Genomic DNA, 13,326 nt, shown 5'->3' on the forward strand with positions numbered 1-13,326 from the left:
AAAGACTTGAGTGATGCTATCAAGGAAATGGAATTATTGAATAAAGTGGAAAACGTTAGAGGAAGAAAACGTGGCTCGAAACGTGATCCAGATGCCAGTAAGCAACTTCTGATCAAGGCGACTCTGGACTCTATCGCGGATATTGGAGTCACCGAGACGACGGTCAGCTGCATCTGCGAGCGTTCTGGTTTGTCACGCGGAATGATCCATTTGCATTTCGGCGGGAAGGACAATTTGTTGACGGCAGCAGCCCAGCATTTCAGTGCCCAATATTATTCCGAGATGGACAAAATGACCGATCTGGGCTCGGATGCATCGCCCGAAGACCGAGTGATGGCTGTGATCGAGGCGGATCTGTCCGAAGCACTGCTCAATCCAAGAAGTACAAAAATCTGGCATGCATTTCGCGGCATCGCGAGCTCACACCCAGGCATTGCCCGCTACAGCAGCACTCAGGATCAAAAACTTGTCGAGACATTGCGGCTTGCGTTTAAGGAGATAGCTCAAAAAAACGAGCGTGACCCAAACTTGGTGGACGATGCCACTGCCGGAACGCTGGCTTTGCTGGAAGGTATGTGGGTCAATTACCTAACAGATATGCAGGGTTTTTCACGACGACGCTCTGTTGATCTTATCAGACGTTTCTTGTGCGGACTTTTCCCCGAAAAATTTAAATTGTGAGATTTCGGGACGCTCAGATTTGAGACGGAAAAACAGCATGTTCTTGGAAAGCCGACTGCTGGTATTGGCGAATTCCCTGGCGTCTAAATGCAACACCCCCGTGCATTGGACGAAATCCAACGCCCGCTTTCCCCCGAAGAAAGGTTTCCATTGCACGTGCAGCGAAAGACCGCTTTCCGCCCAAAACGACAAATGCTGCGCCCGTAGCCTAAGTCGCCTTTGGGCTCGATGCGGCCGTTCAGCAGAATTCATTCAACGTCTGCTCTGCGGACTTTTCTGCCGATGCTGAACGCCTTGCGAAGGACACTCAAGCGCGGCAAAGCAGTCTTTGGTTCAACGCTATTGGTCTATTTGGTCAGTGCCAAGCTTGGTTCGCCCGGACGAGACAGATGAAGATCGCCTCCGTTGGCTCGGGGCGTCGAGGGCACCTCCGCTCGCCGGGCCGCGCAGCGGCTGAAGCAGCATTCGGTCGAGCCAGAGGTCTCGGCGTGTGCGAAACTGCTCGATGCCGATTTCCATGCCTTTATGCCCCTTCTCGGGTTGCGCAATGTAAGTACCTAGAAGGCGGTCCCACCACGGTAGGTTAAAGCCAAAGTTCGAGTTGGTCTCGCTTGGATCGACGGAGTGGTGGACTCGGTGCATGTCTGGAGTGACAACGAGCCATCTGAGAATTCGATCCACCGGACGCGGCAAATCGATGTTTGCGTGATTGAAAAGCGCGGTAGCGTTCAGGATCACCTCGAACAGGAGTACGGCGACAGCGGGCGGCCCTAAGGCTGCTACAACCGACAGCTTGATCCCCATCGAGATCAGGATTTCTACCGGATGGAAACGCAAGCCAGTGGTCGCGTCAAAATCGAGGTCGGCGTGATGCATCCTGTGTAGACGCCAAAGCCCAGGTACGGCGTGGAACATCACATGCTGAAGGTAGATTGCGAGATCGAGAAGCAGCATGGAGACCAAGATGGCAACCCAAACCGGCGCCTCGATGTTGTTGAAGAGCCCCCATCCGCGATCCTCGGCCATGGCTGCGAGACCGACTGCGAGGATTGGAAAGGTCAGCCGCAGAATGGCGGTGTCGAGCACCACGAGCGCAAGGTTGTTTGTCCATCGGATAACGCGCGGAATATCCCGTCTTCGCCGGGGTGCGGCCACTTCCCAAAGTGCCATCGCGGCCAGGACGGAAAGGAAGGCAATAAGGCGGATAGTTGGTTCAGCAACAAGGATTGTGTCGGACATGGACTTCCACCATTCGGGTTTCCGTCGCGATAGAATTGCAAGCTGTTCTAGGCGACGACCGCTCCAATGTAACGCAGACATGCAAGCGATACCATCTGAGAGCGGCTTGGTCCGCTTAGCGGAACTTCCAATGGTTTTCGGGAATGACCGTTTTCGGCAGAAGCAGACATTTAAGTCGAAAAAACGAGTCGATATTGCACGATATCTGCTTTCACCGAGACCGGGCATTCAGCAAATTAGGCTTTATGTCCGAGTTGCGGACAGAGCCGCCATCCACTTAGCACAAGGCAAGGACCGCACTGAACCCAAACCTGCCGTTCAACTGCTCTGCGCGTTGTTGCGCTATTGCCTGTGAAACCGGACTTTTGCCGCGCGTGCAATATTTGAGGGTTGTTCGAAGTCGATTCAGTTGGACTGCGCATATCTCTGGCCCAGACTTACACCTCGACATCACACAGCCGCCGATCCTCTCCGCGGGTCCAGCAGCATTTTGGCGCTTCTCAGCTGACTTTGGACCAATCGCCGGTCTCTACTTAGATGCAAATCCTGGCTCACAGCCCGACCAGCCCAAGGTTTTTGAAGAGTGACTGCGCGTCTGCGTTGGTCAAAGGAATGATCAGTTGGTCTCCCTCGACGCCTTCGATGATGTTCACCGAGCGAAGCAGGTTTCCATCCACTCTGATGTCGAGCGAACCACCCACAGATTCCTTGGTGAATGCAGCAAGGGCAGCGGCAGCGCCTGGCATTAGGCTTAGCTCGACAAGAGACTGGCCATCCGTACCTTCGCGTATTTCGCCCCTAATCACTTCCTGCGCTGTTACGAGGATAGGACCAAGCTGAAGCGGCGCTGTTGAGGCATTGATCACGCATATCGGATGGTTGCCGGGGTTTCGCCCCCCTCCCAGATCAAGGCATTGGTCGACATAGGTGGCTTTCTGTATCTCAGAACCAGCCCAGAATGCGATTCCGGCCACAATGAGTATGGCGAAGGTCAACGTATTGCGCGTTGAAAACATCGGCATTTTCCGTCTGCTTAGCCGCGTCAGGCGACGGAACAATCCGTGGCCGATGGCTTGACCCATAAACAAATAACTAAAGAATAACGGGGCAACATGAGCAAAGCCACTGATAAGGACGCTTGATATGGGATTTGTACAATCGATAAAGGTCTGTCTTTCGAAGTATGTCGTTTTTTCGGGGCGGGCGACTCGTTCGGAATACTGGTGGTTCGTGCTATTCGTTATCTTGTGCAACATCATCTTTTCGATCCTGGACGGGGCAATTTTCGGCATCAACCCAGAAACCGGCGAAGGCACGGGTATCTTTAATCCCTTGTTTCAAGTTGCGATTTTTTTGCCAATGCTGGCTGCTGGCTGGCGCCGATTGCACGACAGCGGACGCCCCGGATGGTATCTTCTTCTACCAATGGCCTTGGGGTTTGCGACCATGATTGCGCTTCTTAGCGGCGTTGCGGTCTTCACCGTACTGGAAGGTGGTGTTGACGATCCAGAGGTGCTACGCGGACCAGCGGCGTTTCTCGGAGCGACCGGTATGATGGTGGTTTGGGCGCTGCAATTGGTCTTGACGGTCATGATGATCTGGTGGTTGACCCGGCCGTCGCAAGACGGGGACAACGCGTATGGTCCGCCGGTGGCGTAGGACATTTGCCAAGCTAGCTTTTGATGCAGAGAGGAAACTGGAATGAAGAGTAAGATATCATTGGCCCTTGCGGTAGCCTGCCTCATCGCATCGCCAGTCTTTGCAGAGTGGACTTTCGTCGCCGGACCGACGGCAAATGCGTTCATTCAATCCAGCGACTCAACTCTTGAACTTCAATGTGACCGTATCCGTTTTGTGCCCGCGGGCTATGAGGATAGCGAAGACATTGTGGCCAAGCAGGGATTATCGATCCGTTTCATGAAGGATGGAACGACAGAAGCAGGTGCCTTCCAGATCGGACCAGAGAACGCCAACACTCAGATCGTCGACAACTACCCCGTCGAGATCTTGTTCAACAGTGCGGAGGATTACGGCTTCGTTCTGGATCAATTGGCAGCAAATGCCTCGGTCAATCTTTCTATGATCGATCAGGACATCACTTATGGGATCTTCGATTTGGCGGGTTCGAGCGCGGCCATCAAGTCGCTCAGGTCTGCCTGTGGCGGGGCGACACAGCAGACCGCGAGCACCGAGGCTCCGGAGGGCGTAGTCTATTGCGGTGGCGGCGCCGTGAAACGCCAGATCGAATACGTGATCCTGAACTCTCCGGACGGTGAATGGGATGCATTGCTCACCGTGAATGGTGAGGTGACGCGGGCCATGACCGCCTACAGCTACTTTGGCAATGCAGAAGCCCCGAAAGGGTTCGTTGTTGCGCTTCTTGGTGAGGACAGATCAGAAGCCCTGATTTTCCAGGATGCGGGAGCGGACTGGTTGGAATATGGGGATTATCGTTATGACAAGTGTAACTGATGCTTTGGCAGAGTTACGCTCGCAGAAACGAACGGCCAAAGTCTTGAGGAGTCTCGGGGTTTGGATTGCAGTCTGGCTTGCCTTAATCACACCGGCAACGTCCGCCGATGTGTCCGATCTGCCTGAACAGTTGCAGGAAAAAGTACAATCCGCCCGACAAGCTTGCGCAGAGTTCGACAATGGCACAGTCTACCTCGAATGGGAGGCCGTTGACCGGGTCGATCTGGACGGCGATCAATATCTAGATTGGGTGCTGAACGAGCGGGGGTTCGCCTGTTCGACAGCCGCATCGCTTTACTGTGGAACAGGTGGATGCATGTCGCACTTTCTCGTGCATGATAAAGTCTATTCCTTGTTGAACCAGGGCTGAGACTTGGCAGATCTGGGACCGAGCAAGGTCCTTCTAGCGGACGTCCACGGTTCGCAGTGCGGCGGTATCAATCCGACACCTTGTGCGGCAGCCAGCATTTGGGACAGCGAAGAGAAAAAATGGCGAACAACTGCCGCTGAGTGGGAGTGACCCGCGTGAGAAACATTGCCAGAGCGCTGCAATGATTTTCGCCACCCAAACTATGCCAACGGAGTAAGGCCACATGAGAAAGCTGACACTCATCTCCCTTTTGTTGCTTGGCTTGGGCCTTGCGCTCTGGGCCGGATATGCGGTTCAGGGCTCTTATGTCGATGAAGATGGCGTGTTGCAGGAGCATTTCCACCTCCTTGCCCTTGGTTGGGTTTTCACCTTCGCAGGGGCTGTTGCTCTAATGGGATCGCTCGTTTCAAAGTTCATGAAGCAGAGGACGACCTCCGAATGAACACTAAAAGCCAAGCCGTGATTATCCTTTGTCTGGTTTGCCTGTGCGGCCCAACGAACGCAGATGGTGTTCATTTTTCAGGCCTGTACGTGCCAGAAGGTCTGAGTTGCGAAGATGGTGCACAAATCTCTGAAGAGTATGGCGATCTTCGAGCAGGCTATGTCATCTATGACGATGAAGGTCGTAAATCGGATGACGCGGACTGCGCCTATGCGCAAGTTCAGGCCCTGCGCGGGACATCTCTGCAAATTGTCGATCTTGAGTGTTCTTACGACGGCTCGTCGTATGAATACCGTCAGGTGCTGTCACCCCTGAGCAACAATCGCATGTTGGTTGTCAACGGGCTTGATGACGGAACTTCGATCTATCAGGTTTATACGTATTGCGGTTGGGTTCCTGAGGGTAACTAGCGCCACGCACGCATCGCTGGCAGAGGTAGGCAATATGAAAAACAAACAACTCGCACCACGACGCAAGGCTTGTTTAGTGTGCACAACAGCGCTTTACCTGACGTTTAGTGTTATTGGCGAAGCCGCGGCGCAAGGGTATTGCAGTGCCGTCACTGGTACAGGATTGAACCTTGGTTGCGCGGAGACGCTCGCCAATACCTCAACCGGTACACTCGGCGCTGCAGATGTTTTTGTGGACCCCGTCATTGGCCGCTTTGATGGTCTGGTCTGGGACTCAGACACGATGTCAGGGCTTGCACTTGGGGGGTTCCGAACCCGTGAATCAATTGCATTTTCCAGATCAGTATATCGCTCTTGGGAGAATGTTTTCTTTGGGTCAACGAGAACCGACGGAGGGAAAACGGCCCTGGACGTGTTTGCATTCCGCGATCCGCCTTCGGGCCCCGGAAACGTTCAAGCGACTTTGTTGTTTGATCGACTAACGCTCGAGAACACCTCTTTGACGATCCGGGACGGGGTAAGTTCTGCTGGTCCTCAGACCGGTCAGATCGTCAACCTGAGTCTCGGCTTTGGCGCAGCCGGTATCGGGCGTGGCGGTGGACTTACGCTTCGCAATAGCGATTTGATTTTTCGGGATGGAACCCGCCTTTCAATGAACTCGCCGGATGGCGGACCTGCGTTCATCAGAGCCGAACGCGGAACAAACGAATTGCGTTTGGGAAGCAACCATATATTTGGTGTGCCGCTTACTGTCGACGTTGCAGACGGGGCGCGCCTTGACTTGGTCGGCACCACCATCGAGCCGTTTCTTGATAGTTGGTTGACCGTTGGTCAGGGTGCGGAGCTACAACTTCGATCCAACTCGGTTCTGGGTTTAACAAAGTCGAACGGCTCCGCTACGCCTTCCTCTGAGATCACGGGGGGTACGCTTCGCCTTGAAGGTGCGGGGACGGAGCTACAATTGACCGATCCTCAGATAACTGACGGCTCTATCCTTCTTGAAACGGGCGCCACGTTTCGTGTTCAGGATTCCAACAATGCCGCAAGCGCGTTGACATTCGCAGGAAACAGCACCCTGCGCTTCGAAAGTGGGGCTTCTGCCGTTGCCGGCTCTGTGACGGGGCCGGACGATTTAACGGTGAACGTGCGCGCGGGCACGACAGTCGTTTCGTCGTCAACGCTGATGGATGTAGGCGCAGGCTTGCGCGCAAGCAACATTGCAATAAATCAAGGGACGTTGGATATCTCCGGCTTGAGTGCTCAAAGCGACTTTTATGACAACTTGTCTGCGCTCTCTGTGGTAAATGGTGGAACGTTCATGGACGCCGGATCGCAGGTATACTCTGGCCTCGATACGCTGAACGTCGATGGCGGCACATTGCGCTCGCTGGCCACATTTGGGTCTTTTGCTGGCCCGAGTGGTCCAATGGTCGCACGACTTAACGATAGCACGATCGACCTTTTTGGAGCATTGCCTCCTGCGTCTAGCATCGCGCCGGGTTTGGCAAGCTTACGACTGAACGCAGAACAAGCGCAGTTCTCGGGTGACAACAATGTACGCATCGGGATTAGTCCCTCCGGCGAGTGCTCGGTCTCTGGGGGTAGCTGCATTCCGGGAACAACGAGATACAGTGGGCAACTGATCACCAATGTGGCAGGAACTGCACCAAGTCTGACGGGGTTCGACACTGTCTTTTTCGTGCCACTCGCAACTGACCAAAATGCCGGTGCCGCAGATTATGTGACCGGCGGCGTAAGCGGCATCTACACTGTTGCCTTGAATAATCCGGCAATCGGACTTCCTGGCACCACCGCATCCTACGATGCGAGGCCGCGCACTCCAACGGCTACGGACTTGGCATCCGCCGGTTCAACGCTCCCGGCAAATCTATTGTATTCCATCGTGAACGACCCGCTCGCAGACGATCAGGTGGACATAGCGTTCATAGACGTCGGATTAACAAATAACCCATTCATCACCTCCACCTACACACCTCAAACAACCACGTCCGTTGTCACCAATCCAAATACAGGCAATCAGACAACAACTACGGTCGTTACCACGCCGTCGGGCGGCGGCGCGACCCAAACTGTAACCACAACGATCACAGCACCCGGCGGTGGGGTGATTTCCACGAACACGGTGACAAACACCTTGGGACCCGCAACTGGGACGACAAATACCCAAAACCTTGGACAGTTGGTCTCGTCCAATGGTAAAAGCCTTCCTTACAACTCCCTGCAACAGGTCAGCACGCTGCACCCGGAAGCCTATGCCTCTTTTATGACTGTCGCATTGGAGCACAGCGATATGCGCCGCAACATGGTTCTTTCGAACGCCAATGGGCGCGCCACTGGCAATGGCCGTATCGAGGGATTGACCGACGAAGGCCGGAATGTCTGGTTCGATGCTGGTCTGACCAGAGGGCAAGTCGATGCCGATGGCAGGCTAGCAGGGTTTGATTATGATCTTAACCAGTTCATCCTCGGCGCCGATATTTGGGCAGACAATCGTCGCCGCTTTGGCGCCTATCTTGGTTACGGTACTTATTCGATGACAGATCACACAACCTCGACCGATACGCTCGACTTTTCCTCTGACGCGTTCAGCATCGGCGCGTACGGCGTGGTGGAGTCGACGAATTGGTCTTTTTCGGGAATGGCTGGCGTATCATGGGGTGACACAGACGCGACCCGGGACGCGGTTACTGGCTCAAGCGTAAATCGTCATACGGCAAACTATGATCATACAACATACGAGATTGCTGCGCGCGCGGAATACACTGCCCTGCCATCACGTGGCGGTTGGCATCTAGCACCGGAGGTCGGTCTGGGTTACGCCCGCTACGAACAAGACGGATTTACTGAAGATGGCGACTTGGCAACCGCATTGGCGGTAGACAATGCAACTGCGGATAGTCTGATCGGAAGCGTAGGCATCAACGTGACTGGGCCGGCATTTGCTGGTGGTCTAATACCTCTTGGCTTCATGCGTTATGAACACGATTTTCTTGCTGCATCCGACGAGACACACGGAATTGACGCGGCCTTTGCCACGTCCCCGGGCATTTCTCAGTCTTTTGTCGGCACCCATCGAGGCGAGAACGCAATCTCCGTCGGCTTGGGTCTTGCAACGACCGTGAACGCGTCCGTCGATGCTTCTGCGGGGGTTGTCTTCCAAAAAAATACAAACGGCGATGAATTCGGTGGCGGCTTAAGGATCACTTGGCGTTTCTGACTCGGTTTCCGTCGATGCCTTGGATTGCGAGGCAAATCAAATATCCGCAATACTTTAACCAGCTAATTAAGTCAGTTGAGAGACGACACTCGTGAAGCTCGCCGCCTGAACTTACAAATCCAAGGTCTTCTTTGGGCTCAAGGCAGTCATCTGAGTCTTTTGGTCAGGTGACTGCTTAGAATGGGAAAGCGGGCTTAGAGTTTTGCAAACCTTTAATTTGTACCACACGGAATTTTGCCTATCCACGCGGTCTCACTCCTAAATGGCCTATTGTTTGACCCGCCCCCAATCCCAACACTCAAATTAACAATGGAGGATAAAATGGGGGATGAATATAATATATATACTACTAATATATTGATTTAAAATAATTAAATTGAGTTTGGTGGCGGAGACGAAGGGATTCGAACCCTCGAGACGGTTTCCCGCCTACTCCCTTAGCAGGGGAGCGCCTTCGACCACTCGGCCACGTCTCCGCCGACGGGTATATCCTTGCAAGCAACGGGAATACAAGGCGAAACTTCCATTTTGTGTCTCACTCCGGCAAAACTGCTGAACCCGTTGAAATTACGGTAAAACACACCGATTTACGTGGATTATGGGCAAGATTTGGACAATTTTTTCTGAGGCATTTCCCAGCGCCGAACCATCCAGCCGTCAGGTTCGAAACACCACAACACATCGAATCCCCATTCTGCATCGCCGCGCCGATTGAGAGATCATTATCTGCCAACGAAGAATTTCTCCTGTTTCGGTTCGAACCCATCTCCTCCGGGCATCGGAGGTAGCGCATGTCAAAACAAACGGAAAAAGGTGTGAAGTGCGCTGATGCGCAAGCTGAATATGATGCGTACAACTTAGCTATCGCCATTAGGCAGAACCCTTCGCCGCTCTTGACCGTTCGTTGCTTAGCTAAGCGCTGGCGCTGCAGCCGATCTTCAGTTGAACGATTTCGCAAGCTTCATGGCCTGACGCCTGTTTCCGTTCCTGGTGAGCACCCCTGCTTCGACCTGCTCGATGTACTGCGGCTTGAAGAGGTAGACGATCCGATCTTGTTATGGGCGTTTGCTGGAAATGAAGGCCGCAAAGCCCTTCTGGCACCACTGCTGTCAATCGAGGACCTGCGGTTGCTCGACCGACGGTACGCAAGGTGCCACCTGGAGACCTTTCGACGCATGGCGCGCGACGGTCGACGCCACGGTTTCAAACTTGGACGGCGGTGGCTTTTCCGCCCGACCATCGAAGAAGTCGAACGTTTGGAATTTCTGAACTCCAGCAAAAGGGGAGAAAAATGACACTACTATACAGCAGTGAACAAATCCTACTTCACGACGCAACTTTGAAGAAAACACACAAAGGGATTTCCGGACGAAACACGGTTTTTGTTCCGGGCAGCCACCATTCCCGCGTGTTTGGATTCCAACCATCAGCGTTTAAAGCCATTGTCTCGCCAGGTCCGGCACCGGTGCCGAGCATGAAAGCAATTTTGCGAAGAGTCTGTCTGTCCGGATCTCGAAGGTCTGAAGTTTGTGGGTTGGCAGCAGCAATCAAAAGGCGCTCTGCCTCTTCTGGTGTAAGCCAACGGGTGCGCCGCGTGTCTGGGACGCTCTCACGCCTTTTTCCAGATGCAAAGTTCTGAACCGCCCGGATTGGCACGGTCAGCTGCCGGCGAATTGTGTCTCTTTTTGCGCTTGGATAAAGATCTTTGGTCGCCCGAGCCATGACGGCTGCGTCAACGTCCTGAACCAACACCTTAGGTCCGAGGTACTGGGTTATTTTCGCAAGAAAGCGTTTTTCTCCACCAGCTGAGATGTATTTCTCAGCGGCTACTTCGAAAGTTACGTCTTGGTTGCGTTCCCTTACGCGCAGTGCATTCGCCCATGCTTCTTCATGAAGATCTCTGGCGAGTGAAATTGCTACATCCTTGAGGCTACGGTCACGCACTGAAAGGCGCCGTCGTATCCTTTCTCCCCTCACCCGAAAGTCAACAACCCAAGAATTTGATTTTTGGTCCCAAACAGGGTGCCAGGTAGCTGCCATCGTGTTTCCCCCTGATCTGTGATCCACCTATTTTTAGATCGCGTCCTTTGTTGTTGGGCTCACTGAAGACGGCCCAATCGTCAGAAAATACTCAGGTATTCAATACATCCGCGAGCCGTGCTGGATGTTGAGCCATGCAAGACTGCCTAAATCTTAATCGTAGCACAATGACACTTAAATGTTAGGATGTGAGGCAGTGCTTTTCAGACAGCTTGATCAAAAGGGGGAAAATTTGATGGCACCTAATCGACGCGACTTCATGAAAACTGTTCCTGCAATTGGGGCTGCCTTTGCGGTAAGTCCTACTTTTTTGTCGGAAGAAGCAGCAGCACAAACCACATCGACAGCCGCGCCATTAGAAGGCCACTTTCACCCTAAAGGAAAAGCACCGTCCGAGCACACGCTCAAAATCCTGGCCGAAGCGAAAGAAACACTGCCTTTCTCAGACACTCAGGACTTTGACGAAGTTGCCAAGGGTTTCATTGCCCAGATGCCGGAACCTCAAATAATGGCAGACGCGGGCAATGTCGCCTGGGACCGGGGCGCATTTGATTTCATCGACGAGCAAGACGAGTACGACAGTATCCACCCGTCATTGATGCGTATCAGCAAGCTGAATCAGAACTATGGTCTGTACGAGGTAATACCCGGCATCTATCAGGTGCGCGGGTTTGATTTGTCCGACATCTCATTCGTGCGCGGTAAAACGGGTTGGATCGCCATTGACCCGCTGGTTTCGGCCGAAACGGCGCGAGCCGCATGGGAATTGTTCTCGGAACACAAAGGCGAAGGGTTGCCGATTACGGCCGTGATCTATTCTCATTCCCACGGCGATCATTGGGCAGGCGTTCGTGGCATCGTTTCGCAGGAGGACGTCGATTCCGGGAATGTCGAAATCATTGCTCCGCGCGATTTCATGGAACACACAATTTCCGAGAACGTGTTCGCGGGCAACGCAATGAACCGCCGGCTATTTTACCAATATGGTCTGTTGTTGCCTGTGGCCCCGCATGGGTTCGTCAATCAGGGTCTCGGCAAGCGCGTTTCAGCAGGTGCCACTGGCCTGATCGCGCCAACCCGGATTGTCGAGGATGACATCGAAGAATTCGAGGTCGATGGTGTGCGGATGATCTTCCAGAACACACCCAACACAGAAGCGCCGTCTGAGATGAATACTTACATCCCAGACATGAAGGCCCTGTGGATGGCGGAAAACGTCACGGCCACGTTGCACAACATCTATACATTGCGTGGCGCGCCTGTGCGCGATGCACTTCGATGGTCAAAATACATCTCTCGTGCCCTGTTCCTGTTTGGGCAAGAGGCAGACGTCATGTTCGCTTCGCACCATTGGCCGCGCTGGGGCAATGACCGCGTGCAGCAGGTTCTGAGAGATCAGCGCGACCTTTATGCCCATATGAATAACCAGACCCTGCATCTGGCCAATCAGGGCGTGACGATTAACCAGATACATCACCACTATGAGCCGTCACAGGGTTTGCAGCAGACATGGCATACACGTGGCTATCACGGCTCACCTCAGCACAATTCGCGCGGCGTTGTTCAGCGTTTCCTTGGATTCTGGGATTGCAATCCCGCGACCCTGATACCGTTAGAACCAGAAGCTTCAGCTCCGCTCTACGTCGAGATGATGGGCGGCAAAGATCCAATTATGGCCAAGGGTTTGGAACTACACAATGCAGGGCAATATTTCGAAGCGTCCGAGATTCTGAACAAACTGTTCCTGTCGGATCCATCAGATCAGGAAGTAAAAGATTTGTTAGCAGACGTTTACGAACAGCTTGGCTACCAGCAAGAGAACCCGGGCCTGCGGAACAGCTTCCTGTCCGGTGCCTATGAACTTCGTTCTGGCATCCCCACCGGTGAAACGGCCGACACGTCCAGCCCAGAGGTGATACGCGCGATGTCGACTGAGCTGTTCCTTGATTTCCTTGCGATCAAGATGGACAGCCGCAAGGCCGAAGGCATCGAGTTTACGATGAACCTAAGCACACCCGACAATGGTGAGATGTTTGCGATCGAGCTGGCCAAGGCAACACTCACAAATGTCGAAGGTTTCGCCTTCGATGAGCCAGATCTGACTCTAACCTTGAACCGATCCGATTTGGAACTTGTGATGACCGGAGAGGCTGATTTCGAGGACTTGCTGGCCGACGGTCGCGCAACGGCTGATGGTGACGTCAGCGTTCTGATCAAACTCGCTGGAGCCATGGTTGAGTTCGATCCTCTGTTCGAAGTTTTGCCTGGGACAAGTACCGGTCCAACCGAGGTAGCAGAGGCCGAGCCGTTGCAGGCGGTGACTGGTCAGGTCGTTATCGAATGATGTTTTGCGCGGGTCCCTTCGGGCCCGCGTTACCCACTTTTACACTCCAATACGATTTTAACGATGTAATCCAAATCACCCGAGGAGACT

12 protein-coding genes and 1 tRNA gene are annotated in these 13,326 nt (G+C 53.6%); 9 read left to right on the plus strand and 4 right to left on the minus strand.

The annotated features are described in order from the left end of the window. Positions 1 to 6: 6 nt before the first annotated feature. A complete protein-coding gene (locus GOX75_RS10450) occupies positions 7 to 681 on the plus strand; it encodes a TetR family transcriptional regulator C-terminal domain-containing protein (RefSeq protein ID WP_254428729.1) in 675 nt (224 codons plus the stop codon). Positions 682 to 1,020: 339 nt separating this feature from the next. On the opposite strand, the gene GOX75_RS10455 is transcribed toward GOX75_RS10450, so the two are convergent. Continuing rightward, positions 1,021 to 1,920, minus strand: a complete 900-nt coding sequence (locus tag GOX75_RS10455) for a sterol desaturase family protein (RefSeq protein ID WP_170464538.1) — start codon at positions 1,918 to 1,920, stop codon at positions 1,021 to 1,023. A gap of 551 nt (positions 1,921 to 2,471) precedes the next feature. Further along, positions 2,472 to 2,936: a hypothetical protein gene (locus tag GOX75_RS10460; protein ID WP_171122370.1), complete on the minus strand. Its 465-nt coding sequence runs from the start codon at positions 2,934 to 2,936 to the stop codon at positions 2,472 to 2,474. Between the two features lie 127 nt (positions 2,937 to 3,063). Here GOX75_RS10460 and GOX75_RS10465 point away from each other — a divergent pair, with 127 nt between their 5' ends. From GOX75_RS10465 to GOX75_RS10490, 6 genes are all read left to right on the plus strand, one after another. After that, positions 3,064 to 3,579, plus strand: coding sequence for a DUF805 domain-containing protein (locus GOX75_RS10465; protein WP_170756011.1), 516 nt, complete (start codon positions 3,064 to 3,066; stop codon positions 3,577 to 3,579). 42 nt (positions 3,580 to 3,621) lie between these two features. Continuing rightward, the gene (locus tag GOX75_RS10470) at positions 3,622 to 4,392 is read left to right on the plus strand and encodes a hypothetical protein (RefSeq protein ID WP_171122821.1); all 771 of its coding nucleotides are present in this window, start codon (positions 3,622 to 3,624) and stop codon (positions 4,390 to 4,392) included. Next, the gene (locus tag GOX75_RS10475; RefSeq protein WP_171122823.1) at positions 4,376 to 4,762 is read left to right on the plus strand and encodes a hypothetical protein; all 387 of its coding nucleotides are present in this window, start codon (positions 4,376 to 4,378) and stop codon (positions 4,760 to 4,762) included. The genes GOX75_RS10470 and GOX75_RS10475 overlap by 17 nt, the downstream gene beginning before the upstream one ends. Positions 4,763 to 4,985: 223 nt before the next feature. Beyond that, the gene (locus GOX75_RS10480) at positions 4,986 to 5,204 is read left to right on the plus strand and encodes a DUF3955 domain-containing protein (protein ID WP_170555315.1); all 219 of its coding nucleotides are present in this window, start codon (positions 4,986 to 4,988) and stop codon (positions 5,202 to 5,204) included. After that, positions 5,201 to 5,614 carry a hypothetical protein gene (locus GOX75_RS10485; RefSeq protein WP_170555317.1) on the plus strand — a complete coding sequence of 138 codons (414 nt, stop codon included), beginning with the start codon at positions 5,201 to 5,203 and terminating at the stop codon, positions 5,612 to 5,614. The genes GOX75_RS10480 and GOX75_RS10485 overlap by 4 nt, the downstream gene beginning before the upstream one ends. Before the next feature lie 652 nt (positions 5,615 to 6,266). Continuing rightward, positions 6,267 to 8,852: an autotransporter outer membrane beta-barrel domain-containing protein gene (locus GOX75_RS10490; protein ID WP_171122825.1), complete on the plus strand. Its 2,586-nt coding sequence runs from the start codon at positions 6,267 to 6,269 to the stop codon at positions 8,850 to 8,852. A 386-nt stretch (positions 8,853 to 9,238) separates the two neighbouring features. Here the strand turns inward: GOX75_RS10490 and GOX75_RS10495 are convergent. Next, positions 9,239 to 9,328: transfer RNA gene (locus GOX75_RS10495), tRNA-Ser, on the minus strand. 315 nt (positions 9,329 to 9,643) lie between these two features. On the opposite strand from GOX75_RS10495, the gene GOX75_RS10500 reads away from it, so the two are divergent. Further along, the gene (locus tag GOX75_RS10500; RefSeq protein ID WP_171122827.1) at positions 9,644 to 10,147 is read left to right on the plus strand and encodes a hypothetical protein; all 504 of its coding nucleotides are present in this window, start codon (positions 9,644 to 9,646) and stop codon (positions 10,145 to 10,147) included. A gap of 31 nt (positions 10,148 to 10,178) precedes the next feature. On the opposite strand, the gene GOX75_RS10505 is transcribed toward GOX75_RS10500, so the two are convergent. Then, a complete protein-coding gene (locus GOX75_RS10505; RefSeq protein ID WP_171122829.1) occupies positions 10,179 to 10,796 on the minus strand; it encodes a hypothetical protein in 618 nt (205 codons plus the stop codon). 331 nt (positions 10,797 to 11,127) lie between these two features. Here GOX75_RS10505 and GOX75_RS10510 point away from each other — a divergent pair, with 331 nt between their 5' ends. Further along, positions 11,128 to 13,236: an alkyl/aryl-sulfatase gene (locus tag GOX75_RS10510; protein WP_170676892.1), complete on the plus strand. Its 2,109-nt coding sequence runs from the start codon at positions 11,128 to 11,130 to the stop codon at positions 13,234 to 13,236. Positions 13,237 to 13,326: the final 90 nt, after the last annotated feature.

The sequence above is a fragment of the Ruegeria sp. HKCCD7251 genome (genome assembly GCF_013031165.1).
GTDB lineage: Bacteria > Pseudomonadota > Alphaproteobacteria > Rhodobacterales > Rhodobacteraceae > Ruegeria.

Excerpts from the sequence above, each read along its gene's own strand:
- GOX75_RS10490 (WP_171122825.1), top strand. The coding sequence starts at position 6,267 with ATGAACTCGCCGGATGGCGGACCTGCGTTCATCAGAGCCGAACGCGGA.
- GOX75_RS10455 (WP_170464538.1), bottom strand. The coding sequence starts at position 1,920 with ATGTCCGACACAATCCTTGTTGCTGAACCAACTATCCGCCTTATTGCC.
- GOX75_RS10510 (WP_170676892.1), top strand. The coding sequence starts at position 11,128 with ATGGCACCTAATCGACGCGACTTCATGAAAACTGTTCCTGCAATTGGG.
- GOX75_RS10460 (WP_171122370.1), bottom strand. The coding sequence starts at position 2,936 with ATGTTTTCAACGCGCAATACGTTGACCTTCGCCATACTCATTGTGGCC.
- GOX75_RS10475 (WP_171122823.1), top strand. The coding sequence starts at position 4,376 with ATGACAAGTGTAACTGATGCTTTGGCAGAGTTACGCTCGCAGAAACGA.
- GOX75_RS10500 (WP_171122827.1), top strand. The coding sequence starts at position 9,644 with ATGTCAAAACAAACGGAAAAAGGTGTGAAGTGCGCTGATGCGCAAGCT.
- GOX75_RS10465 (WP_170756011.1), top strand. The coding sequence starts at position 3,064 with ATGGGATTTGTACAATCGATAAAGGTCTGTCTTTCGAAGTATGTCGTT.
- GOX75_RS10470 (WP_171122821.1), top strand. The coding sequence starts at position 3,622 with ATGAAGAGTAAGATATCATTGGCCCTTGCGGTAGCCTGCCTCATCGCA.
- GOX75_RS10485 (WP_170555317.1), top strand. The coding sequence starts at position 5,201 with ATGAACACTAAAAGCCAAGCCGTGATTATCCTTTGTCTGGTTTGCCTG.
- GOX75_RS10480 (WP_170555315.1), top strand. The coding sequence starts at position 4,986 with ATGAGAAAGCTGACACTCATCTCCCTTTTGTTGCTTGGCTTGGGCCTT.